The organism is Mesorhizobium sp. M0998 (genome assembly GCF_040318885.1).
Lineage (GTDB): Bacteria > Pseudomonadota > Alphaproteobacteria > Rhizobiales > Rhizobiaceae > Mesorhizobium.
Window position 1 is genome coordinate 1 of record NZ_JAMYND010000065.1, and the last position, 21,936, is coordinate 21,936.

General features: G+C 62.5%; 21 protein-coding genes and 1 pseudogene. 3 read left to right on the forward strand and 19 right to left on the reverse strand.

The genetic code is table 11. The features are described from left to right. A pseudogene (locus NKH59_RS31370) lies at positions 1-463 on the reverse strand (helix-turn-helix domain-containing protein); the annotation flags it as partial. 176 nt (positions 464-639) lie between these two features. Here NKH59_RS31370 and NKH59_RS31375 point away from each other — a divergent pair. Next, entirely contained in the window at positions 640-804 is a 165-nt protein-coding gene (locus tag NKH59_RS31375) for a hypothetical protein (protein WP_352470065.1), read from the forward strand. Between the two features lie 60 nt (positions 805-864). Here NKH59_RS31375 and trmB read toward each other — a convergent pair whose 3' ends face one another. The 17 genes from trmB to NKH59_RS31460 form a co-directional block, all read right to left on the reverse strand. After that, positions 865-1,566 (reverse strand): tRNA (guanine(46)-N(7))-methyltransferase TrmB, encoded by a 702-nt coding sequence (gene trmB / locus NKH59_RS31380; RefSeq protein ID WP_352470064.1) that lies wholly within the window; start codon positions 1,564-1,566, stop codon positions 865-867. Positions 1,567-1,577: 11 nt separating this feature from the next. Next, positions 1,578-2,867: a methionine adenosyltransferase gene (gene metK, locus NKH59_RS31385; protein WP_023676896.1), complete on the reverse strand. Its 1,290-nt coding sequence runs from the start codon at positions 2,865-2,867 to the stop codon at positions 1,578-1,580. 329 nt (positions 2,868-3,196) lie between these two features. Continuing rightward, a complete protein-coding gene (locus NKH59_RS31390) occupies positions 3,197-3,616 on the reverse strand; it encodes a helix-turn-helix domain-containing protein (RefSeq protein ID WP_023676895.1) in 420 nt (139 codons plus the stop codon). Positions 3,617-3,753: 137 nt separating this feature from the next. Next, on the reverse strand, positions 3,754-5,340 hold the full coding sequence (lnt, locus tag NKH59_RS31395; RefSeq protein WP_352470063.1) for an apolipoprotein N-acyltransferase: 1,587 nt from the start codon (positions 5,338-5,340) through the stop codon (positions 3,754-3,756). A gap of 377 nt (positions 5,341-5,717) precedes the next feature. Further along, positions 5,718-6,791: a hemolysin family protein gene (locus NKH59_RS31400; RefSeq protein ID WP_352613880.1), complete on the reverse strand. Its 1,074-nt coding sequence runs from the start codon at positions 6,789-6,791 to the stop codon at positions 5,718-5,720. Positions 6,792-6,819: 28 nt separating this feature from the next. Then, positions 6,820-7,317 (reverse strand): rRNA maturation RNase YbeY, encoded by a 498-nt coding sequence (gene ybeY / locus NKH59_RS31405; protein WP_353024138.1) that lies wholly within the window; start codon positions 7,315-7,317, stop codon positions 6,820-6,822. 17 nt (positions 7,318-7,334) lie between these two features. Next, a complete protein-coding gene (locus tag NKH59_RS31410) occupies positions 7,335-8,384 on the reverse strand; it encodes a PhoH family protein (protein WP_352541253.1) in 1,050 nt (349 codons plus the stop codon). A 26-nt stretch (positions 8,385-8,410) separates the two neighbouring features. Continuing rightward, the gene (gene miaB / locus NKH59_RS31415) at positions 8,411-9,820 is read right to left on the reverse strand and encodes a tRNA (N6-isopentenyl adenosine(37)-C2)-methylthiotransferase MiaB (protein ID WP_352541252.1); all 1,410 of its coding nucleotides are present in this window, start codon (positions 9,818-9,820) and stop codon (positions 8,411-8,413) included. Between the two features lie 63 nt (positions 9,821-9,883). Beyond that, positions 9,884-10,684, reverse strand: a complete 801-nt coding sequence (olsA, locus tag NKH59_RS31420) for a lyso-ornithine lipid O-acyltransferase (protein WP_352470058.1) — start codon at positions 10,682-10,684, stop codon at positions 9,884-9,886. 21 nt (positions 10,685-10,705) lie between these two features. Beyond that, on the reverse strand, positions 10,706-11,200 hold the full coding sequence (rimI, locus tag NKH59_RS31425; RefSeq protein WP_352470057.1) for a ribosomal protein S18-alanine N-acetyltransferase: 495 nt from the start codon (positions 11,198-11,200) through the stop codon (positions 10,706-10,708). After that, positions 11,200-11,892 carry a tRNA (adenosine(37)-N6)-threonylcarbamoyltransferase complex dimerization subunit type 1 TsaB gene (gene tsaB / locus NKH59_RS31430; protein ID WP_353024140.1) on the reverse strand — a complete coding sequence of 231 codons (693 nt, stop codon included), beginning with the start codon at positions 11,890-11,892 and terminating at the stop codon, positions 11,200-11,202. The genes rimI and tsaB overlap by 1 nt, the downstream gene beginning before the upstream one ends. Positions 11,893-12,051: 159 nt before the next feature. Next, the gene (locus tag NKH59_RS31435; protein ID WP_352470055.1) at positions 12,052-13,158 is read right to left on the reverse strand and encodes a DUF1513 domain-containing protein; all 1,107 of its coding nucleotides are present in this window, start codon (positions 13,156-13,158) and stop codon (positions 12,052-12,054) included. A 2-nt stretch (positions 13,159-13,160) separates the two neighbouring features. Further along, a complete protein-coding gene (locus NKH59_RS31440; RefSeq protein WP_353024143.1) occupies positions 13,161-14,234 on the reverse strand; it encodes an imelysin family protein in 1,074 nt (357 codons plus the stop codon). Then, positions 14,234-15,841 carry a di-heme oxidoreductase family protein gene (locus tag NKH59_RS31445; RefSeq protein ID WP_353024145.1) on the reverse strand — a complete coding sequence of 536 codons (1,608 nt, stop codon included), beginning with the start codon at positions 15,839-15,841 and terminating at the stop codon, positions 14,234-14,236. The genes NKH59_RS31440 and NKH59_RS31445 overlap by 1 nt, the downstream gene beginning before the upstream one ends. A 12-nt stretch (positions 15,842-15,853) precedes the next feature. Further along, positions 15,854-16,339, reverse strand: coding sequence for a bacterioferritin (bfr, locus tag NKH59_RS31450; protein ID WP_023676883.1), 486 nt, complete (start codon positions 16,337-16,339; stop codon positions 15,854-15,856). Then, the gene (locus tag NKH59_RS31455; protein ID WP_023676882.1) at positions 16,305-16,616 is read right to left on the reverse strand and encodes a (2Fe-2S)-binding protein; all 312 of its coding nucleotides are present in this window, start codon (positions 16,614-16,616) and stop codon (positions 16,305-16,307) included. Before NKH59_RS31455 ends, bfr begins: the two co-directional genes overlap by 35 nt. Positions 16,617-16,672: 56 nt before the next feature. Continuing rightward, a complete protein-coding gene (locus NKH59_RS31460; RefSeq protein ID WP_502893747.1) occupies positions 16,673-17,965 on the reverse strand; it encodes an imelysin family protein in 1,293 nt (430 codons plus the stop codon). 423 nt (positions 17,966-18,388) lie between these two features. Between NKH59_RS31460 and NKH59_RS31465 the strand changes: the two genes are divergently transcribed. Both NKH59_RS31465 and NKH59_RS31470 read left to right on the forward strand, forming a co-directional pair. Beyond that, on the forward strand, positions 18,389-19,642 hold the full coding sequence (locus tag NKH59_RS31465) for an NAD(P)/FAD-dependent oxidoreductase (protein ID WP_353024148.1): 1,254 nt from the start codon (positions 18,389-18,391) through the stop codon (positions 19,640-19,642). Positions 19,643-19,760: 118 nt separating this feature from the next. Next, a complete protein-coding gene (locus NKH59_RS31470; protein ID WP_084643033.1) occupies positions 19,761-20,363 on the forward strand; it encodes a sulfotransferase family protein in 603 nt (200 codons plus the stop codon). A 332-nt stretch (positions 20,364-20,695) separates the two neighbouring features. Here NKH59_RS31470 and NKH59_RS31475 read toward each other — a convergent pair whose 3' ends face one another. Next, the gene (locus NKH59_RS31475) at positions 20,696-21,733 is read right to left on the reverse strand and encodes an IS110 family RNA-guided transposase (RefSeq protein ID WP_352502670.1); all 1,038 of its coding nucleotides are present in this window, start codon (positions 21,731-21,733) and stop codon (positions 20,696-20,698) included. Positions 21,734-21,936: the final 203 nt, after the last annotated feature.

Sequence of the window (21,936 nt, forward strand, 5' to 3'; positions counted from 1 at the left end):
AGCCTGAACTCCCCCTTGAAGTCGGTGCACCACAGATCGTTAGGGGCGGCGGCTTGCGACAATGGCGTGCCCACGGCCTTGCTCGTTGCCTCTTGCGGGCCTGGCTCACAAGGCCGTGACGGTCGAGCACGGCATGCACGGTGCTTTTGGCCGGGATACGCACATCACCGGCGAGCTTCCTGACCAGCAACTCCCTGATCTTGCGAGCGCCCCAATGCGGCTTCTCGCGCTTGGTCTCGACGATCAGCCGCTCGATCTGCTCGGGCAACTGGTTGGCGTACCTCACCGGCCGCCGCGAGCGGTCGCAAAGCGCGCCCTTCCTCCCTATAGCGGTTGAAGATCTTGTAGCCAGTCTTGCGCGAAATCCCGAAATCCCGGCACACATCGCTCATGCCTTCTCCCGCGAGAGGCGGGCAACGAAACGTAGACGTTCCTCCATCACCGAACACTCTCTCCACGGCATCAACACCTCCGGCCAAAAGCCAAAAGTGTTACCCATGTGTCCGGTACAAAACGTCACCTATGTCTCAGGCCGCGCAGGCGCCCATGCAGTGATCACCGTTTGAGCACCGGCCACGCACGACTATCTACGTTGCATTGCACAATTGGAGCGCTCACTGCGCTCGAAAGGGTCCCATCATGAACAATCGTGGATTTTTTTCAGCCATAGGCGATGTCTTTAGCGTGTTCGGCAGCGCCGTAGCCGCGTCGCGGGCTGTGGAACGCGGTCGCAAGCCGCGTGCGCATGATCTGCGCAATCTCGGCATGGAGCCGGCAGCCTTCAACAAGATCCGTCGCTTCTGAGCCAGGTGGCCGCCGAGAGCCTTCGGCCGGCTCGCCTTGTGCTCAGCTCTAATTTCCCGCTTATTTCCGCACGAAGGTGAGATAGGCGGGCCGTCGGCCTTCGCGAATGGCCTTGGCCTCATAGCGCGTCCCCGGCCAGCCATCATAGGGCCGGTGCCAGTCGGCTGCTTCGCTTGCCTGCCACGTGAAGGCGTCGTGCGCCCGGCAATGCAGGAGCGTCCAGTTCACATAGCTGTCGATATCGGACGCAAAGTGGAACTTTCCGCCGTGCTTCAGGACGCGCGCGAAGCGGTCGAGATTGACCGGGCTGACGAAGCGCCGCTTCCAGTGCTTCTTCTTCGGCCACGGATCCGGATAGAGAAGGTCAATGCCGTCAAGCGAAGCCTGTGGCAGCCAGTCTAGCAGACGTGTGGCGTCGTCGTCATAGACGCGCATATTGGCAAGCGGCCGCTCCCGGACCGCCATCATCATCTTGGCCATGCCGTTGACGAAAGGCTCAACGCCGATAAAGCCGGTCGCCTGGCTGGCCGTAGCACGGTGCAGAAGATGTTCGCCGCCGCCAAAACCGATTTCGAGCTGGACAGCCGAAACTTCGGCTTCGAAAAGGCTGTGCAGGTCGGCCGGCGGTTCAACCGTCAAATCGAGCCTGTAGGCGGCGAAGCCGCTCTCCAGCGCCGCTGCCTGTTGTGGTCGAATGGTCTTGCCGCGCCGGCGACCGAAAAAGGCCTCGGTCGCACGGCTTGGCCGGTCCTTCGGATCCATAGGCGCCGCGGTTAGGCGGCGACCGCTTCGGCGACCGGTTCGGCGAGAGCATCCTTGAGCGCCTTGGCGAGATCGGTCTTCTCCCAGGAGAAGGATCCGTCGCGGCCGGCCTTGCGGCCAAAATGGCCGTAGGACGACGTCTTGGCATAGATCGGCTTGTTGAGATCGAGGTGGCGGCGGATGCCGGACGGCGACAGATCCATCACGGCGCGCAGTGCACGCTCGAGTTTTGCCTCGTCGACCTTGCCGGTGCCGTGCAGGTCGACGTAGATCGACAGCGGCTGGGCGACACCGATCGCATAGGAAAGCTGGATGGTGCAGCGATCGGCGAGCTTTGCGGCAACCACGTTCTTGGCGAGATAACGCGCCGCATAGGCCGCCGAGCGGTCGACCTTGGTGGTGTCCTTGCCAGAAAAAGCGCCGCCGCCATGAGGCGCAGCCCCACCATAAGTGTCGACGATGATCTTGCGGCCGGTCAGGCCGGCGTCGCCATCAGGCCCGCCGATGACGAACTTGCCGGTCGGATTGATGTACCAGTTGCAATTGTCGGCAATCTTCAGGTCGCCCAGTGCTTCGCGAATATAGGGCTCGACGACGTTGCGCACCTTCTTCGAATCCCACGTCTCATCGAGATGCTGGGTCGACAGCACGATCTGCGTCACTTCCGCCGCTTTGCCGTCGACATAGCGGACGGTGACCTGGCTCTTGGCATCCGGCCCGAGCCTGCCTGCATCACCGCTGCCTTCATGGCGCGCAGCCGCCAGCAATTCGAGGATCTTGTGGCTGTAATAGATCGGCGCCGGCATCAGGTCCGGGGTTTCGCGGCAGGCATAGCCAAACATGATGCCCTGGTCGCCGGCTCCCTCCTCGCCTTGCCGGTCGGAGGCGTTGTCGACGCCTTGGCCGATATCCGGCGACTGGCCGTGCAGCAGGACCTCGATCTTGGCTGTCTTCCAGTGGAAGCCGGCCTGCTCGTAGCCGATTTCGCGGATCGCCTTGCGAGCGACCGACTTGAACTTCGCCGGGTTGACAATCGGATGGCCGGCCGCATCCTTCAGGACGTTGCCCTCCTTGTCCTTCTTGAGCAGCGTCTCGGGGACGCGCACCTCGCCGGCGATGACAACGCGATTGGTCGTCGCAAGCGTCTCGCAGGCAACGCGGACCTTCCACGGGTCCATGCCGGTCTTTCTGGCTTCGCGATAGACGAGATCGACAATCTCGTCGGAGATGCGGTCGCAGACCTTGTCGGGATGGCCCTCGGCAACGGATTCCGAGGTGAAGAAGTAATTGTGCCGCGTCACGGGTGTCCCCTCTTGAAAAAAATATCGGCAGGCCGCCGATTTTGGCGCGCCAGTTGTTAACGGTGCCGGGCGTCGCTAGTCAAGCCATGCAGCCGTTCTGGCATGAATTTTGACGTTATTATCCTTGCATCCCGAGACGGCGGCAGGGCGCACTGCGATCAGCCCTTGCGCAACAGACTGAGGAAAACGGCTTCCAGGAAGCGAGTCGAGCGAAATCGATCTGCGCTTTAGCGCATCTGCGGAATGAACATCCCTCAATGCGCGCAGCCGCGAGAAATTGCATGCCCAGCTACGACGAGCCCTTCCTTGTTGAACTCTTCACGGGCCAGTCAATCGACTTCGTCGGTGGAAAGCGACTTCACCAGCTCGATGATCTTGCGGCGCACTTTCACATCGGCGATCTTGACGAAGGCGCGATTCAGCTGGAGGCCTTCCGGGCTGCCGCAGAATTCGACGGCGGAGGTCATCGAAGCATCCTCGGCAAATCCACGGTTGCCCACGGGCTCCTGACCGGGCGCATCCTCGAAAAAGAAGGCGACGGGGACGCCGAGTATGGAGGCGATTGCCTGCAAACGGCTGGCGCCGACGCGATTGGTGCCCTTTTCGTACTTTTGGATCTGCTGGAACGTTATGCCGAGGTTTTCACCCAGTTTTTCCTGGCTCATTCCCAGCATATTGCGGCGAAGCCGGATGCGGCTTCCGACGTGGATGTCGATCGGATTCGGCTTTTTCTTGTTTTCTTCTGTCATTTTTTCCTCGCCGAATTTTTCCGGCTTTTTCTATTTTGCTGCCCAAACGACGCCGCGGCCCGTGCCCCAACAGAACGACCTTATCGACTTCGAAAATTTTCAGGCGCTTACAGTATGAGTTTCTAATGTGTCGGCTGTCAATTCGCCCGTAGCCTTTGCCTTACGTTCAAAATGCATGCCGCAACGGCAAGCAAAAACATGATCAGCATTCCGTTAATGCGTCGTTGGCCGGATGAAACGATGGCTTGGTCGGAGATCGGCACACGCACATCGATCGCGCCGCGTGCATCGATTGCCAGCGCGTCGACGATGCGACCGCGCGGGTCGACAACGGCCGAAATGCCGTTATTAGCCGCGCGCAACAGGGGCACCCCATTCTCCACCGCCCGGATCTGCGCCTGCCTGAAGTGCTGGTACGGCCCCGGCGTGTCGCCGAACCAGGCGTCATTGGTGACGTTCACAATAAGCTCGGCTGACGTTGCGTCAACTGCGACCAGATCGGGAAAGATGACCTCATAGCAAATAAACGGCAGCGCCCGGATACCGCCGGGCAGCGCGATCGGATGCCGCTCATTGCCCGCCGCGAAGGTCATTGGACCGGCAACAAGCTGCTCAAGCCCGAAGCGGCCGAGCAGATCGGCAAAAGGCAGGTATTCGCCGAAGGGTACCAGGTGGACCTTGTCGACGGCATCGACGATTTCGCCTTTTTCGTCGATCGCCACCACAGAGTTGTAGTAACGGCTGCCGGCCGCCGAGCCGCCTTCTTCGCGAACGACGCCGGCGACCAGCATCTGGCCATCGCCGAGCATCTCTCCGATCGCAGGCAGGGCATCCGGACGTTCGGTGAACAGAAACGGCACGGAGGTCTCCGGCCACAGGATCAATTGCGGCCTGTCATGGCCGGGTTCCGGCGCCTTGGCCGAAAGCCCCATCATGGTGGCGAAGATGCGGTCACGCACCGAGGTATCCCATTTTTCCGTAAGGTCGACGGCAGGCTGCACGATACGGACGTCAAGGCTGCGGGCGGCCGGCTTTTCGGGGGCGGCGAGCCGGATATAGCCGAAGCCGGCATGGGCGGCGACGAGCACGACAAGCAATGCCGCGCCGAGGCGGAGATGCCGGCGCGCCGCAAGCAGCGCCGGCAGCGCAAAGACGAAGACCGCAAGCGCGTCCATGCCGACCATGCCGGTCACCGAGACGCTCTGCATCAGCAAAGGTACCGGCATCGCCGCATAGCCGACGGCATTCCACGGAAAGCCGGTGAACAGGAAGCCGCGCAGCCATTCCGCCAGCGCAAAGCCGAAGGCGAGCGCGGCGATGCGTCCGATGTCGTTGCTCCACAACAGCCGGGCGACCACGGCGGCGAAACCATAGAAGAAGGCGAGCGCGAGGGGGATGCCGACCACCGCGAACGGCAAGGCCCAGGCAAAGCTGTCGGCCTCGACCAGAAGCGCCGAGCCGACCCACCAGAGACCGGCAAGAAAGTAGCCGAAACCGAACCACCAGCCGATGGCGAAAGCCGGACGCAAGCGCCGCAGAAAACCGTCCGAGGCTTCGCCGGTCGCGCCGTCGAGGAGCCACACCAGCAGGGGAAACGAAACGAAACAGACGGCGAAGAAATCGTAAGGCGCCTGGGCAAGAACCGCCAGCGCGCCGGCAAGAAACGCCACCAACGCGCGCCGCCAGCCCCAAAGCAGAATTATCCGGCCGGCCTGGCGCTCCATCTATGCTTCCGAGTCGTGCGAATCAGGAAGCAAGATTTATCAGGCCGCGGCCTTGGCTCCAAATGGCGCCCAGCTGGGGCTGCCGAGCATTAACTTCGGCCTCGACCTTGGCAGACCTTGCCCAGCGATGCGATGATGCTGGTCGTCACGGGAGCACAATTCACTTGAAGCGACATTCGCTGCTCAATAGCGTTCTGGCCATGCTCATGGTTTCCGTCCCAAGTGCAGTCCTGCTGTTCGCGCTGGCTCGGCCTTGGAAAGGAACCCTTTCGGTGTCGGATCTTTGGACCGCATTCGCTGCAAGCCATGGTCCAGGGTTGGCTCTAACGGCCAGCTAAGACGCTAAACGGTTTCCACCGCTTGCCGAAACGCAGCGTCTAAGCCTGCTCGGTGCGGACGGCGCGGCGGCGGCGCTCGCCCTTCAGGGTCTCGACGATGCGCACGCGCTTGACGCGGCGCGGATCGGCGTCGAGCACATGGAACTCGAAGCCGGGTATGGCCTGCACCACTTCGCCGCGCGCCGGCACCCGGCCAAGCGTGTTGAAGATCATGCCGCCGATCGTGTCGACATATTCGCCGTGCTCGCCGGCGGCGAAATCCTCGCCGATCATCTTGGCGACGTCGTCGATCTCGGCCTTGCCGTCGACGATGAAGACGCCTTCGCCGGCCTGGGTAATCATCGGCTCGTCCTCGTCATGCTCGTCCTCGATGTCGCCGACCACCATCTCGACGATATCCTCGAGCGAGACGAGACCGTCAGTGCCGCCATATTCGTCGATGACCAGCGCCATCTGGGTGCGCGTCGTCTGCATTCGCCCCATCAGGTCGGAGGCGAGCATCGACGGCGGCACGAACAGCACCGGTCGGATCAGGCTGAGATCGCCGATGGTGCGCGCCAGATCGACCTGGGCGAGATCGAGAACCGTCGCGACCGGAGTTTTCCTGGTCGTCCTGCCCTTTCTGACGCGGGCGACCTTGGTGATATGCGCCAGCACGTCGCGGATATGGACCATGCCGCGCGGATCGTCGAGCGTCTCCGAATAGACCGGCATGCGGGAATGGCCGGACTGCTCGAACAACCCCAGAAGGTCGCCGAGCTTCGTGGTGATCTCGACCGCCTCGATGTCGGCGCGCGGCACCATGACGTCCTCGACCCGCACTTCGCGCAGGCGCAGGATGTTGTTGAGCATGGCGCGTTCGCCGGGCGAGAAGGATTCTGCATCGCTCGCCGTTTCGGCAAGCGCACCGGCAATCTCCTCGCGCAGGCTGGTGCCGTTGCGGTGCCTGAAAAGCCCGAGCACGCGATCGAACAGGGAAGGACCGGCAGGCGATGCCTCGCTGGCGAAGCTGCCGGTCGTGGTACTCGGACTCGAGCCCTCTTCCGTCGTTTCGGAAGGCTTGATCACACTGCCGGCGTCGGAGCGGGCGGCAGTCTCTGGTTTGTCGTTCATCATCGTCCGGTCAATTGGTCTTTTGTAATTACGTGTAGGGATCGGGAATGGCAAGCCTCGCAAGTGCTGCGCGCTCTGTCGCTTCCATCAGTTCCGCTTCGGCATCCGTTTCGTGATCATAGCCCAGCAAATGCAGCAGGCCATGGATGACGAGATGGGAGATATGGTCCTCGATGGGCTTGTCTTCCAGTGCCGCCTCGCGCGCGACAGTCTCGGCGGCCAGCACGATGTCGCCGAGCATCGGCGCCAGAGGCCCTCCCCTGGCAAACGGAAAAGCTGGAAAAGACAGGACGTTGGTCGGCTTGTCCTTGCCGCGCCAGCCGGCATTGAGCGTGCGGATACGGGCATCGTCGGAAAAGACGATGCTGAGCTCGGAACGGCCGTCGGCACCGGTTTCGGCAAAGGCGGCCGAGACGGCGTGGTCGACCAGCCGCATCAGCACCGCCTCGTCGGGCCAGTCGCCCGCCTCGATCGCGATATCGATTTCGACGGGAAGCGGTCCCCCCGCCTTTTGCTCCTCAGCCATGCGGCCGCATAATTGTATCAGCTTTCGACACCCAAACCCCTGGCCAGCTTGCCGTCACGGTCGTAGGCCTTGACGATCTCGGCGACCAGCGGATGCCTGACGACGTCGCCTTCATTGAAGCGTACGGTCACCATGCCGGTGACGCCGTCGAGGATTCTCAGCGCCTCGACCAGGCCGGATTTGGTGTTTGGCGGCAGATCGATCTGGGTCGGATCGCCGGTGACGATCATGCGCGAGTTCTCGCCGAGCCGGGTCAGGAACATCTTCATCTGCATCGGCGTGGTGTTCTGCGCCTCGTCGAGGATGACGGCAGCGTGCGCCAGCGTACGGCCGCGCATGAATGCCAGCGGCGCGATCTCGATGACCTCAGCAGCAATCGCCCGCTCGACCTTGTCGGCCGGCATCATGTCGTAGAGCGCGTCATAGAGCGGCCGCAGATAGGGATCGACCTTCTCCTTCATGTCACCCGGCAGAAAGCCAAGCCGTTCACCGGCCTCGACCGCGGGGCGCGACAGCACGATCCGTTCGACCATGCCACGTTCGAGCAGCATTGCCGCATGCGCCACCGCCAGATAGGTCTTTCCGGTGCCGGCCGGGCCGATGCCGAAGACGAGTTCCGACCGCTCCAGCGCGCGCATATAGGCGTCCTGGTTGAGCGAGCGGGCATAGATGGTCTTCTTGCGCGTCGATATCTGGGCGGCGGACACCTTGCCCTTGCGCTCCAGCGTCGGCAGCGTCAGCTGGTCGTCGGTGGCGATCGCCATGCGCACGGCGCCGTCGACATCGGACTGGCCGATATCGGTGCCTTTCTGCAGAATGCCGTAAAGATTGTCCAAGGCGCGGCGCGCCTGCTCGGCGGCCGAGGAAGAGCCCTTGATGGTCAATTGGTTGCCACGCGAGCGGATATCGACGCCGAGCTTCTGCTCGAGCCTGGCCAGATTCTCGTCGAACTGGCCGTAAAGGGCGCTGGCAAGCTTGTTATTGTCGAAAGTCAGTACGATGTGCGCGATATCCGAGGCCCCGGAGGGTAGGTTCTGGGGCAGGTTCTTAACTTCAGCAGCGCTCAACCGTCTCTCCTCATCTGCCGAGGCCTTCAGGCCAATTCGGCGAACAGGCTGTTGTAGCCCGTCTTCGTGATTCGTACCTGGATAATGTCACCGATTTCGCCGGCCTTTTCATCAACAATAACCGGCTGCAGCCACGGCGAGCGGCCAACCTTCTGGCCGGCCTGGCGGCCCGGCTTTTCGATCAGCGTGTCGATAGTCCTGCCGACCAGGCTTGCGCCGAAATGCTGCTGCTGTTTCAGAAGCAGCGCCTGCAGCCGCTGCAGGCGCTCGTCCTTGACGGCCTCCGGCACGTGATCGCCCATCTCCGCGCCCGGCGTGCCGGGGCGCGGAGAATATTTGAACGAGAAGGCCGAGGCATAGTTGACGTCTTCGACCAACTGCATCGTCGCCTCGAAATCCGCTTCCGTCTCACCGGGAAAGCCGACAATAAAATCGCCGGACAGTGCGATGTCGTTCCGTGCGGCACGGATGCGGTCGATCAACGTCAGATAGTCCTTGGCCATATGCCTGCGGTTCATCGCCTTGAGTATGCGGTCGGAGCCGGATTGCACCGGTAAATGTAGATAGGGCATCAGCGTCGGCAAATCACGATGGGCGGCGATCAATTCATCGTCCATGTCGCGCGGATGGCTGGTCGTGTAGCGCAGCCGCGCCAGACCTGGAATCTCTGCCAGCCTGAACAGCAGCCGGCCAAGGCCCCATTCCTCGCCGTCTTCACCTCTTCCGTGCCAGGCGTTGACATTCTGGCCGAGCAGCGTCACCTCGCGCACGCCGGCATCCGCCAGGCGCTCGGCTTCGGCGACGATCTGTGCCACCGGCCGCGAGACTTCCGAGCCGCGCGTATAGGGCACGACACAGAAGGTGCAGAACTTGTCGCAGCCTTCCTGAACGGTCAAGAACGCCGTCACGCCGCGCCTGATCAGTTCGGCGCGCTTCGGCTGCGGCAGATGCTCGAACTTGTCTTCGACGGCATAATCGGTCTCGACGATCTTTTCGCCGCTCCGCGCCCTCGCCAGCACCCCGGGCAGCCGGTGGTAGGTCTGCGGACCGATGACCAGATCGACAGCCGGCGAGCGGCGGATGATCTCGGCACCCTCGGCCTGCGCCACGCAGCCGGCGACGCCGACCAGCATTTCGCGCCCGGCCTTGGCACGCTCCGCCTTCAGCTCACGGATGCGCCCAAGTTCGGAATAGACCTTTTCCGCCGCTTTCTCGCGGATGTGACAGGTGTTGAGCAGCACCAGATCGGCCTCGCCGATGGCGTCTGTCGCGGCATAGCCGTCGGCCGCCAGAGCATCGGTCATGCGCTGCGAATCGTAGACGTTCATCTGGCAGCCATAGGTCTTGACGAAGACCTTTCTGGTCGCGGCAGGCGGAACGACCAGGTTTTCGGCGGCAGCGCCGATGTCGTCACGTTCTATCGTGTTCAATTCCATTTCGCGGCTTCTAGCGCCTTTCCCCGACAAAAAACAGACGAATCTGGCCGGAACCTGCTCAGCCTACCGGCTCGGACGCGGTTCGGCGAGCGCCGCTTGTACCATCTCGCGAACCTGGCGTTCCATCTGCTTTGCCGTCTCCTTGCGGCTCGAGCCCCTGGAGAAAGCAATCGCCTCGCCAAAATGCACCTCGACGTCGAGGGCGCCCTCGGCCATCAGCACCTTGAGGTGCGGCATCAGCTCCTCATCGCCGATCCAGGCGGCAACCGGCCGATGCCGACGGCCGAGCGGCACGCCATGCAGGCGCGTATAGACGATCGCCACCGGTTGGATGAAGACCTGTTCGGCCGCCCCTTCCGCAATCGCCATCGTAGCGGCGCCGAACAGCGTGCTCTTGAACGGCAGGATCATGTTGCCGTCGCCGGTCGAGCCTTCGGCGAACAGCACCATGGCGTCGCCCTTGGCCATCCGGCGGGCGATCTCGCTCGCCTGGTCGCCCGACGAGCGTTTGCGCTCACGTTCAATGAAGACGGTGCGTTGCAGCTTCGACAGCATGCCGATCAGCGGCCAGCCTGCCATATCGGCCCTGGCGATGAACGTCACGTCGACCATCGACCCCAGCACCATGATGTCGGTCCAGGAGATGTGGTTGGCAGCAATCAGCAATGGGCGCTGGCCGGACAGCGCTCCCTTGACATGGATGCGCAGCCCCAGCGCCCTGACGATCATTCTGTGCCAGATCTTCAGGATGAAGGTCTCGCGCCAGAGTCCGGTCCTCATCGACAGTATCTGCAAAGGCACAAGCACCAATGAGCCGACGACAACCAGCCCCAGGGCCAGGAAAATCCTGATTTTTCCTATCATCCGCACCACCCCGGCGTTTGGCTAGCGAAGATCGCGGCGCATGACAAGCGCGCCGGTCGGGCCGTGCTCCGGCGACTTGTAATAGTTGGCGCGCTTGCCGACCTCGCGGAAGCCGAACCGCCGGTAGAGCGCGATCGCGGCGACATTGGTCTCGTCGACCTCGAGGAAAAGTGCCTCGGCGCGCTGTGCGTGCAGTTCACGCAGCACCGCATCCATCAATTGCCAGCCGAGCCCCCGGCGCCGATGCGAGCGTGCCACCGCGACCGTCAGGATCTCCCCCTCGCCGGCCGCCAGCCGCGCCAGCACGAAGCCGACCGGCGGCTTGGCACCCTGTCCGGTCTCGCGCGCGGCATAGCCGAACACCGTGTCCTGCTCGAGCAGCGCGGCGAATTCGTCGTCGGTCCACGGCCGCGCGAAATCCTCGCGATGCAGTACCGACATGGCCGCGCTGTCAGCAACCGTCAGCGGCTCGATCGCATAGTCCCTGCGACGCGGCTGGAGGAATGGAATGCGCATCAGTTTTTTTGCCTAGATAGAATAAAGCCGGCCTGCGGCTTGGCGTCGGCGCCGCGCAGATAGAGCGGTTTCGGCTTTTCGCCCTCGCCCTTTTTACCGGCACGTTGGGCGGCGGCCAGCCGGGCATAGACGGCGATGTCGGCGGTGGCCGCCGTCCCGCCGAGATCGAAGCTGCGCCCGGCCGCCGCGGCAATTTGGGTTGCCGCCGTGCCGGCGAGAACCGCAGATCTGTCGACCGCGATGGCGGCTGCTTGCGAGAGCGTGGTCACGGCCGGACCAAAGATCAGAACCGACCTCTCATCGTAAAGTGCCGCATGGATCTCCTCGCGACCTGCATCGAGCGCGGCGAGCACGGCGCGACCGGGAAATGCCGCTCTCGCTTGCGCCGCCAGGGCCTCCAGAGTCGTCACGCCGATCGCCGGGATTTTCAGCGCCAGCGCAAGGCCGCGCGCCGCCGAGACGCCGACGCGCAGACCGGTGAAGGAGCCTGGACCCGTCGAAACGGCAATGGCGCCGAGGCCGGAATAGTCGGTTCTGCTGGTCCCCAACGCCTTTTCGATGACACCCATCAGATGCTCGGCATGACCCTTACCGAGATCGAGCACCGAACGGCCGAGTTCTTTCCCGGCCGCCGCGTCGTAGACGCAGGCGGCGCAGAGATTGGTGGCACAGTCGATGGCAAGCAATTTCATGAAGCGGCCGGTTGAGACAGTTTCGAAAACAGCTTCCCTCTGCCCGCCAGGGCTGATCCCCGCAAGGCAATAATGGATAAATCGTCAGGCGACTTGGCTTCGGCGCGGGTCCAAGAATGTAAGTTCCAACGCACGCAATCGCCACAATAGGTATCGGGACTAGCCGACCTGCTCGATACGCAGCACGTGATTGTCCCAGACATAGTCCGGCTCGGAATGTATCGAGCCACCGGACTCGACGATATCGCCGGCGCCGGTCGTCGCCATGAAGCTTTCCCCATCGGCTGCAACGCCGCAAACCTCGACCAGCGCCTTGGTGGCGACGATGCGGCCGCTGGCCGCGTCGATCACGGCAAGCGAATTGCCCTCAGGCGAAGACACCGCGATGGTGCCGGCGGCAGGGTTGGCGGCGACCGAGCCGATATAGTTCCTGAAAGCCGAGAGCACGTCCTGCGACATGTCGAGTAATTTCAGGTCCATGCCGCGCGCCGCGCGGCCGAGCAGTGGGGGACGATCGGTACCGGGCCCCCTGTATTGACAGCCGAACCAGACGGTGCCGGAGCGGTCGGCATCCATATGGCGGATCGACAGTTGGTGTAGCGCCGGCGGTAATTCGTGCTTTTCGGTGAGATCGCCGGTAAGGCGGTCGACCAGAACATAGGAAGGCTTCATCGTTGCGATATTGAGCTCGGCGCGGCCATAATCCGGATGCGTTTCGATGCCGCCATTGGCGACAGCGATTGTCCTGCCGTCGGAGAGAAGCAGAAGTTCGTGCGGGCCCACGCCGTAGGTCGGGAACTCGCCGATGCGCTTGAATTTCGCATGCGCGTCATAGACGCCGACGACGCCGGCGGCATTGTCGAAATCGTTCTCGGTTGCGTAGAGCAGCGTGCCATCGGCCGAGAACACACCATGGCCGAAGAAATGCCGGCCGGCAACGCTGGCAATGGTGTGCGGTTTATAGCGGCCGGTATGGTCGAAGACGACAGCAAAGGTGCCCGGCTGCCTGGCAAACACCACCGAACGATTGGACACCGGGTCGAAGGTAACGTCGTGGCCCCGATCGGGCAGATCGATCGTGTGCAACAACTTGCCGGCCTCGGACAGGACGGCCGCGCCATAGCTGCCGTCGCGCTTGACGAAAGCGGTGGCGAAGACCGCGTCGGCGTCGATTGTCTTTGCCCAGGCCGACGGCGCCATCGCCGCTACGAAACCAGCGCCTGCGGCCCTCAGGAAATCGCGCCGATCGATCAGCGGCGTCCTCATGATCAGTCACCATCCAATGACGAGAACCCGGCGGTCAGGCCGAATTCGGCGGTCAGCCTGGTGCCGATCAGGGTCGTCAGGCTGGATGTCACCAGCGAGAAATAGTCGAGCTTCTGGCGCAGCGCCGGATCGGCAAGTGCCTTGTCGATCGGTCCCCTGATCGCCTTGGCCGCCTCGATCCCGTTGGTGAGCTGGATGTGGACCGATTCTGCCATCCAGCGCGCATCGGGCGGCAGCGCGTCGCCAAGCTGCGAGGCCTGGAACAGCGTGTCCATGCCCGCCAGATTCCCGGTCAGCGAGCGGGCGGTGTTTTGCGAGCGCCAATAGATCGCCTGTTTCGGTTTGTCGGCCTCCGGCTTGGCGCCCAGGAAGCCTTTCAGGCGTACGTCGCGGACCATTTCCAGCTCGTTGATGAAGACGCCGACCAGTTCGGTCACCGCTTCGGTGCCGTCGTGGTAGAGCGCGTTCTGCGGACCCGGATTGGCCCAGAGCGCGGCAAAGCCGTTGGGCTCGTTCCAGGCATCGCCAACCTCGCCGGCAATCGTCTCGACATTGCCGGCAATGGCCGCACCGTAGGCGCAGCGATAGGCGTCGTCCCTGCCGACCAATTGACCGGCTCCGTCGCCGTAGAGGACGAATTCCAGTGCGCCGAGCCCTTGCATGGCGACGCTCTTTGTAGCCAGCTGGGCCGGATCGGCGGCTGTCGGATCCTTGCCGGCAAGTGCTGCCTGCACCTGCTTCAGGCCGATGCTCTTGCGATCCGGCCAAAACAGCATGCGCTCAAGCCGGTTGTTTTCCGCGATCGGCCCGAAACGGATGATTTCCACCACCGACCAGGCATCCACGACGCCTGAGAATTCGGCGCGTGCCGCATCGAGAGTGTCTCGCGAGGGCGCTTGGCAAAGCGCGTGCATGGTCTTGGCCAAGCTGTCCGCATGGTCATGCAATCTGGCATAGGCCGGGCGGACGAAGCCGTCGATCGCCCGCTGGATCACATCCGAAGCCTTCACCGTCGCGGATGCCGGCAGCGCACCGGCGAGGACCAGCATCAGAGCGAATGCAAGACGCTTCCGCATCAGAGCGACTCCAGAAACTTGATCAGCGCGGCGCGGTCGGCCGCATCGGCAGCGGCAAAGCGGTCACGCGCCTTCTGACCCTCGCCGCCATGCCACAGAATCGCCTCGGCCAGGCTTCGTGCGCGCCCGTCATGCAGGAAGAAGGTGTTGCCGCTGACGGTCTGGGTGAGCCCGATGCCCCACAGTGGCGGCGTGCGCCATTCGCTTCCCGTGGCCTCGCCCACCGCCTGTCCGTCGGCAAGACCGGGTCCCATTTCATGCAGCAGGAAATCGGAATAGGGCCAGATCAGCTGGAAGGCCTGCGCCTTGTTCGGGGTGTCGCGACGGGTGACGAATTTCGGCGTATGGCAGGAGATGCAGCCCATATCGTAGAATAGTTTTTTGCCGGCGAGCACGTCCGGTCTGTCGAGATCGCGCCGGGCCGGCACGGCAAGGTTTTGCGAATAGAAGGTCACGAGGTCCATGACCGGCGGCGGCGCTTCGACCGGACCGAGGCGCTCCTGTACACCGTTAGGTAGGCCAAGGCAGGTCTTTTCCGCGGCGCTGCAATCGCCCCAGTGCTTCGGCACTTCGGGCGTCGAAATGCCAATATCGCCGGCAAAAGCGTCCGCCGATTGCTGGCGGATCGATGCCGCCTGCGCCTTCCAGCCGAAACGGCCGAGCGTCAGTTCACCGCTGCTGGCGTCGCGTATTATGTTTGGCCTGCCGGAAATCCCGTCACCATCGCGGTCGGCCGCATCGGCACGCGTAAGGATGTCGGCGGGAGCGATCTGCTCGACCAGGCCAAGGCCGATCATCGGCGGTGTCATGCGCGGCGACAGCGTGGTGTGCGGATCGAGCGGCCCGTAGGCGAGACCCTCGACCGAATAGCTCGGCTTACGCAGCGACACGACGCTGCCGTCCGCCAGTTTTACTTTTTGCTCCTGATAATCGACATGCATCCTGCCTTCGCCCTGCAGGCCGGGAACGGCTAGCTCCTGAAGTTGTGTGCCATAGACCGGGTCGGGAAAGTTGAGCACCTTGTGATCGGCGAGCGCGGCTTTCTCCTCCTCGGTACTGGCTTCCCTTGCCAGGCGCAGGAACATCGAGGTGGTGCCGCTGTCGCCTTGGGGCGGATGGCCGCGACCGTCCTTCAGATGACAGTTCTGGCAGGCGCGCTCGTTGAACAACGGACCGAGCCCATCCGAGGCTTGTGTCGAGGATGGCGAGGACACCCAGTTCTTGCGGAAAATGGCGTTGCCGAGCTTGAAGGTGCCCTCTTCCTCGAAGCTGATGTTGGCGGAGGATTGCGAGAAGGCGTCCTTGTTGACGTCCTTCTTCGAGGTGCCGGCGCCGCCCTGCATCAGCTCGAATTGCTCGGGCTTGGAGAAATCGCTGGTCGGCCTGGTGATGGCGATGACGCGCGCCAGATCCTTCGGCGTCAGATCCGTGCGGCTGGTGGCAAGCCCCGCCGGTTGCGGCGCCCCGGCCAGCGCCGAGGCTGTGAGCGTCGCCACCACGGCAAGAAAGGCGCCGCGAAGGATACCGTATCGCGGCTTCTTCTGAGACGGCAGGCCACAATGCTCGGCCGGCCGCAAGCGGCGCATGAAATCTAGGGGGCGCCGCATTCCGGCATGTCCTTATTCCGCCTCGTCGGCCGACGCTGCGTTGAGTTGACCGTACTTTTCTTCGCCGATCGAGGCGAGCAGGTCGAGTTGCGTCTCGAGAAAGTCGATGTGACCTTCCTCGTCAGCCAGCAATTCCTCGAACAGCTTCATCGTCACGTAGTCGCCTGCTTCGTTACAAACCTCGCGCGAACGCTTGTAGGCGGTGCGCGCGTCATATTCGCCGGCAAGATCGGATTCGAGCACTTCCTTGACATTCTGCCCGATGCGCAGCGGCGCCACGGACTGCAGGTTCGGATGGCCCTCGAGGAAGATGATGCGCGCCACGAGCCGGTCGGCATGGTGCATTTCCTCGATCGATTCAGCGCGTTCCTTCTTCGCTAGCTTGGCGTATCCCCAGTCTTCCAGCAGCCGGAAATGCACCCAGTATTGATTGACCGCCCCAAGTTCCAGAAACAGAGCCTCGTTAAGCCGCTCTATGATCTGCTGTTCGCCTTTCATGGGTTCTGCTCCCGTATTGGACGCGCAGGCCTCTGACGCGATCCAGGTGTGAAACGATGTCCACGCCACTCGCCGCCGAGCGGGCATGGTAATTTTCGGTGACCCGAATGATCGTTTCGACCACATTTGGGAAGCAGCCGCAACAGCGACCGCGCTTGTGCATGGCGTGATAGACCTTCGCCGGCACGATCAGCTGCCAGGGGTCCTCATCCAGCAGTCCGACGATCGTCTGCTCTATCTCCTTTTCGGTGATGATATTGCAATGGCAGATCAGCATTTTTCGCTCTGGCTAACGGCGCTTCGCTGCGTCGCGTGGCTGGTGGTTTCGATAGTCTATTGGAACACCTTGTCCGGTGAATCGAGGCTGTCCGAGCCCTCGAAGGCTATCGCATTGAGCTTCAGGGTACCGACGGCGCGTTCGATCGACTTGGTCTGATCGACCAGCGCGTCGATCGCCGCCTGCACAGTGGCATTGCCTTCCGTGTTGCCTTCTCCGATCTGCTGGTCATAGGCCTCGCCGGCAAGCGCCCGCGCCTTGACGGCCTCCATCTTGGCGACGGTGACGTCCAGTTTGTCCGACAATTCCTTGGCAACCGCCGGGTCGGCCGCCTTGACCATGTCGGCCACCGACGGCCCCTCGACGACAGTGCCGTCGAGCCGCTTGTAGCTGCCGTGATAGGCGGCACGGATGCCGATCGCATCGTAAAGATGGGAGTTGTAGGTATTGTCGGAGAAGCAATCGTGCTCCTCTTCCGGGTCGTGCAACAAGAGGCCGAGCTTCATCCGCTCTCCGGCGAGCTCGCCATAGGACAGCGAGCCCATGCCGGTGAAGATGGTCGAAATGGCGGCGTTCGGCTCGCCATCGACAAGGGTCTTGCGGGCGCCGCCGCCTTCCTTCCAGTCGTCGACCATATCCTTTAGATCGGAAACCAGAAGGTCGCTCGCCGATTTCAGATACTGTCCGCGACGGTCGCAATTGCCGCCGGTGCAATTGGCGAGGTCGTAATCGGTGTAGGGCCGTTCGCCGGCGCCCGGACCGGTGCCGTGTAAGTCCTGACCCCAAAGCAGGAATTCGATCGCGTGATAGCCGGTCGCCACATTGGCCTCGATACCGCCGGCCTCCTGCAGGGTGCCGGAGAGGAACTCCGGCGTCAGGTCGGTGGCGTCGACCTTCTTGCCGTTGATCTCGATCGACTTGTTGGCGATCACATTGGCGGTGTAGAGCGCGTTGGCGTCCGACTCAGTGCCGTAGCTCTTGGCGACATAGTCGATCAAGCCTTCGTCGAGCGGCCAGGAGTTCACCTTGCCTTCCCAGTCGTCGACGATGGCATTGCCGAAGCGATAGACCTCGGTCTGCTGATAGGGAACGCGCGATGCCTTCCAGGCCTCGCGGGCGGCGTTCAGCGTTTCGGCAGATGGCTTGGCGAGCAGCGCATCGACAGCCTTGTCGAGCGCCTCGGCCGCGATCAGCGAATCCTCGTATTTGGCGAGCGCAATGTCGGAATAGGTCTTGATGACCGCCTTGGCATCGGTTTGCGCCTTGGCCGGCAGCACGAACACGGCCGCCGTCAGCATTGCGGTGGCGCCGATCGCCGCAAGCCTGCCGCCATACCGTGCCGTGATCATCGTTCTCATGATTGTCTCTCCTCGGGAATCAATGAAATGCCGGCGCCTCGGCGGGCAGCTGCCAGCGGGCAAAGAAGGGTCGCGCCATCGCGCGGTTCGCGGAAGAAAGACACCGAAATGCCTCCAATCGAAAGGGTTCAAGGCCCAGACATCAAAGGGATGCGCTGACGCGCGAGCTTCCATAAAACGGCGAAGACGCCGGATGTCAACTGGTGGCGTAGAAAAAATTCAATTGAAACAATAGTTTAGAATTATTCTAAACTAGAACTGTCAACTTTAACACCGACGTATGAGGAATGCCGGCGCATGACGCAGTTGACAGGCGGCCGTTCCGGGTGCGACCCGGATCGGCGCTCTTGCGGCGGCGCCGGACAATCGCCACCTGGCGAGACGTCCTAGATTTGGATGAGGAATCGGGCTGTTATGAAGAACGGGGTCGTCATTGTCGGTGCGGGTCATGCGGGCGTGCAAGCGGCCGCCAGCCTGCGCGAAGAAGGCTATGACGGCCCGGTGATCCTGGTCGGCGACGAAAACGAATTGCCCTACCACAAGCCGCCGCTGTCGAAGACCTTCATCAAGGATCAGCAAGCAAAGCCGCAGCCGTTGCGCGGCGAGGCTTTTTATACCGGCAGCGCCATCGACTTCCGGCCAGGCATCCGGGTCGAGCGGATCGACGTAGGCGGCCGCAGGCTGGAGATATCGGGCGGCGGTGTGTTGCCGTTTGACCGGCTGATCCTCGCCACCGGCGCGCGGCCGCGCCTGCTGCCGCTGCCGGGTTCGGAGCTTTCCGGCGTTGTGTCGCTGCGCTCGCTCGGCGATGCCCGCCTGATCCGCGAATTGAGCGCGCAAAGCGAGGAGGTCGTCATCCTCGGCGGCGGCTTCATCGGCCTGGAGATTGCCGCGACGCTCACCGCGGCAGGCCGCAAGGTCACGGTGGTCGAGGCGGTCGACCGGTTGCTCGGCCGCGCCGTGGCACCGGTCATCGCCGGCCATGTGCGCCAGCGGCTGGAGGCCACCGGTGTGCGCATCCTTACCGGCACCACCATCGAACGGCTGGAGGACGAGAACGGCCGTGTTTCGGCTGCAATCACCTCATCCGGCGAAAGATTGCCGGCGCAGATGGTCGTCATCGGTATCGGCGTCGTGCCGAATGTCGAACTGGCCGAAGCCGCCGGCATTGTCATCGCCAACGGCATCCGCGTCGACCAGCAGATGCGTACGTCGGTGCCGGAAATCCTCGCCATCGGCGACGCGGCGTCTTACCGGCACTGGTTCACCGGCGGCAACGTGCGGCTGGAATCGGTGCAGAACGCCACTGACCAGGCGCGGCTCGCCGCACGCACCATCGCCGGCCACACCGATAATTACTCGGCAGTGCCGTGGTTCTGGTCCGATATCGGTGACATGAAGCTGCAGATGGTCGGCCTGATTGCGGGCGGCGACAGCCATGTCGTGCTGGGCGACGTGGCCGAGAACAAATTCTCCATCTACCACTATGCCGGAAGCCGGCTGCTCGGCATCGAGTCGGTCAACCGGCCGGGCGACCATATGCTTGGCCGCAAGATGCTCGGCGCCGGCTTTTCGCCGTCGCCGCAGATTGTCGCGACCGGGCCCGACGGGCTGAAGGCCGCGCTCGCCGCCTTCCAGCAGGCAGAGCCGGCCCGCGCGGCAGGATAAGATCAAACCCAATCACCCTGAATGACCGAGTTCGACCGGGAGCTGACCTTCAAAACATATAGCGAAGTAAAGGAAACAGCGGTATTTTGACCAATTGAAATTCGTCGGGGGGGTGCTCATGGCTTTATATGTCATTGGCGCAGGCATGGGTCGCACTGGCACATATTCGCTGAAGCTCGCGTTGGAGCATCTTGGGTTCGGGCCGTGTCATCACATGGCAGATGTCCACGCCAATCCCGAGCAGAAGGCGCTGTGGCGCGCCGCCGGCCAGGGACAACTCCCGACCTGGGATGCGGCATATGCCGGCTATCTTTCCGCGGTCGATTGGCCAACGGCGCATTTTTGGCGCGAAGTGAGTGACCACTACCCTCATGCAAAGGTTATCCTGACAGTTCGTGACCCGGAAGCCTGGTATGACAGCATGGCGCAAACAATAGGGCTCACGATGGATGCTGCTACCAATGATCCACAGTCCTTTGGTGTGGCGGTGGTTGGAAACACTGTCTTTGGCGGTCGATTTGATAACCGTGATCACGCAATCGCTGTCTATGAAGCACATAACGCTTCCGTGAAATCAACGCTGCCACCTGAACGCCTTCTTACTTATCAGGCCTCCGAAGGGTGGGAGCCGCTTTGTGCCTTTCTCGGTGTACAGTTGCCTTCCGAACCGTTTCCACGCACCAATTCGACTGCCGAATTTCGTGCTCGCATAGGGCGTTGAACGGCGGCTTGCCACCGATAGTGTTGAAAAAGTCCGGGTTGCAGCAGTCCTGAAGCACTTCTCTATTCGGCACGGTGAGGTCAAGCGCTTTCGAGCTTGCGGCTTCTCCGGCGTTTGACGTCTTTCGCGGGGCCTCGCTTCTCTACGGGATCGGCTTTAGCCCTCCCAGCATGGGATCAGGAGAATGAAGCGGCACAATCTGATTCGCGGCCTGATCGGCTGTAGTGAGCGACCGGTCCGAGTGCTTCAACGAACTCGCCTCATCCATCGTCCCGCGAAGGACGTGCTTCCGCCGGTGGCGGAACTTGTCTCTCTCCTTACGGCCTTCCCGGTCAGATAGCGGCTGGCGAGGCCTCCCGCGTCCAGCGGAATTCGGTGCCGTCCACCCACATGCGGTGCATGATGACCGCCAGCCGGCGGGCGAGTGCCACGATCGCTTTTCGCAGACCGCACCGCTTGGCGACATTCATCGCCCACGCCTTCAGCCATGACCACTTCTTGACGCGCGTTAGCATCACTTGGGCGGCTTCGTAGAGCAAGGTGCGCATCATCCCGTCGCCGCACAGCGAGACGCGACCGACGCGGTGACTTTCACCTGATTGGTTGAGCACCGGCGTCAGTCCCAGGATGAACCCCACCGTTTTGGAGTTTCTGAATCGCTGTGGAATGTCGATCGTCGCGGTATAAGCCAGCGCCACCACAGGACCAACGCCGGAGATCGTCATCAAGCGCCGACAGACCTCATCGTCCCGCACGATTCTCAGAAGTCTGCGATGTAGAACTGTAAACTGTTCTCGCAGCTTGCAGCGCGCCTCCAGCAGCGGCGTGACAATTTCGGCCAGTTCACAGCGTCCTTCGACGAGCTCGCGAATCCGATCCTCAAACTTGACGGTCCCGACGACGCCAACCTTGAGCCCAAAATTGCGCAACAGGCCGCGCAGGTCGTTCTCGATGGCGAGGGCCTTTTCCTGCAGCAGCTTGCGCGCCGTCAGCAGCGCGCGGCGCTTCTGGCTCGTCAGCGTCTTGACATGCACCGGGCGGAACAGGTTGACGCGCATCATCTGTGCGATGCCGCGCGCATCATTGCGATCCGTCTTGTTCGGCCGCGCCTTGAGGAATGCCTTGGTGTGTCGGGTCTCGATGCAGATTGCCGGCAAACCGGCCTTGGCCAGGCCTTCGAACAGCCATTGCGACAACGGTCCGGCCTCGAGCCCGATCCGCTCGATGCGCAAGGCGGGACCTTTCAGAACCGCGGTGAGGTCGTCGGGGTGGCTGACCACCTTGACCTCGCGGCAGATCTTGCCAGTTTCATCGACAATGCAAACGGCGGTCTCTTTTACCGAGATATCCAATCCGGCATAATGCTTCATGCTGCGTTTCCTTTCCTGATGCTTGTGGCTGTAGCTGCAGACCACGTTCTATCATCAGCTCGGAGCGCAGCACCTCCGTCCATCACCGTCGAAGATGGGCTCAAGCCGAATATCCCATCTGATTCAATCTTCGTCGTAAGAGGAGATTGAGTCGATGATGGGCGAGCAAAGTGTGATGCAGGAGGAGCTGTTCTACGGCTTCA

Bases quoted from the DNA above. Each gene is read 5' to 3' on its own strand.
- trmB (WP_352470064.1), bottom strand. From the start codon at position 1,566: ATGGATCCGAAGGACCGGCCAAGCCGTGCGACCGAGGCCTTTTTCGGT.
- NKH59_RS31445 (WP_353024145.1), bottom strand. From the start codon at position 15,841: ATGCGGCGCCCCCTAGATTTCATGCGCCGCTTGCGGCCGGCCGAGCAT.
- NKH59_RS31475 (WP_352502670.1), bottom strand. From the start codon at position 21,733: ATGAAGCATTATGCCGGATTGGATATCTCGGTAAAAGAGACCGCCGTT.
- NKH59_RS31400 (WP_352613880.1), bottom strand. From the start codon at position 6,791: ATGAACGACAAACCAGAGACTGCCGCCCGCTCCGACGCCGGCAGTGTG.
- NKH59_RS31390 (WP_023676895.1), bottom strand. From the start codon at position 3,616: ATGACAGAAGAAAACAAGAAAAAGCCGAATCCGATCGACATCCACGTC.
- rimI (WP_352470057.1), bottom strand. From the start codon at position 11,200: ATGCGCATTCCATTCCTCCAGCCGCGTCGCAGGGACTATGCGATCGAG.
- NKH59_RS31435 (WP_352470055.1), bottom strand. From the start codon at position 13,158: ATGAGGACGCCGCTGATCGATCGGCGCGATTTCCTGAGGGCCGCAGGC.
- miaB (WP_352541252.1), bottom strand. From the start codon at position 9,820: ATGGAATTGAACACGATAGAACGTGACGACATCGGCGCTGCCGCCGAA.
- NKH59_RS31470 (WP_084643033.1), top strand. From the start codon at position 19,761: ATGGCTTTATATGTCATTGGCGCAGGCATGGGTCGCACTGGCACATAT.
- NKH59_RS31460 (WP_502893747.1), bottom strand. From the start codon at position 17,965: ATGATCACGGCACGGTATGGCGGCAGGCTTGCGGCGATCGGCGCCACC.
- NKH59_RS31465 (WP_353024148.1), top strand. From the start codon at position 18,389: ATGAAGAACGGGGTCGTCATTGTCGGTGCGGGTCATGCGGGCGTGCAA.
- NKH59_RS31455 (WP_023676882.1), bottom strand. From the start codon at position 16,616: ATGCTGATCTGCCATTGCAATATCATCACCGAAAAGGAGATAGAGCAG.
- olsA (WP_352470058.1), bottom strand. From the start codon at position 10,684: ATGATAGGAAAAATCAGGATTTTCCTGGCCCTGGGGCTGGTTGTCGTC.
- NKH59_RS31375 (WP_352470065.1), top strand. From the start codon at position 640: ATGAACAATCGTGGATTTTTTTCAGCCATAGGCGATGTCTTTAGCGTG.
- NKH59_RS31440 (WP_353024143.1), bottom strand. From the start codon at position 14,234: ATGCGGAAGCGTCTTGCATTCGCTCTGATGCTGGTCCTCGCCGGTGCG.
- lnt (WP_352470063.1), bottom strand. From the start codon at position 5,340: ATGGAGCGCCAGGCCGGCCGGATAATTCTGCTTTGGGGCTGGCGGCGC.
- bfr (WP_023676883.1), bottom strand. From the start codon at position 16,339: ATGAAAGGCGAACAGCAGATCATAGAGCGGCTTAACGAGGCTCTGTTT.
- ybeY (WP_353024138.1), bottom strand. From the start codon at position 7,317: ATGGCTGAGGAGCAAAAGGCGGGGGGACCGCTTCCCGTCGAAATCGAT.
- tsaB (WP_353024140.1), bottom strand. From the start codon at position 11,892: ATGAAATTGCTTGCCATCGACTGTGCCACCAATCTCTGCGCCGCCTGC.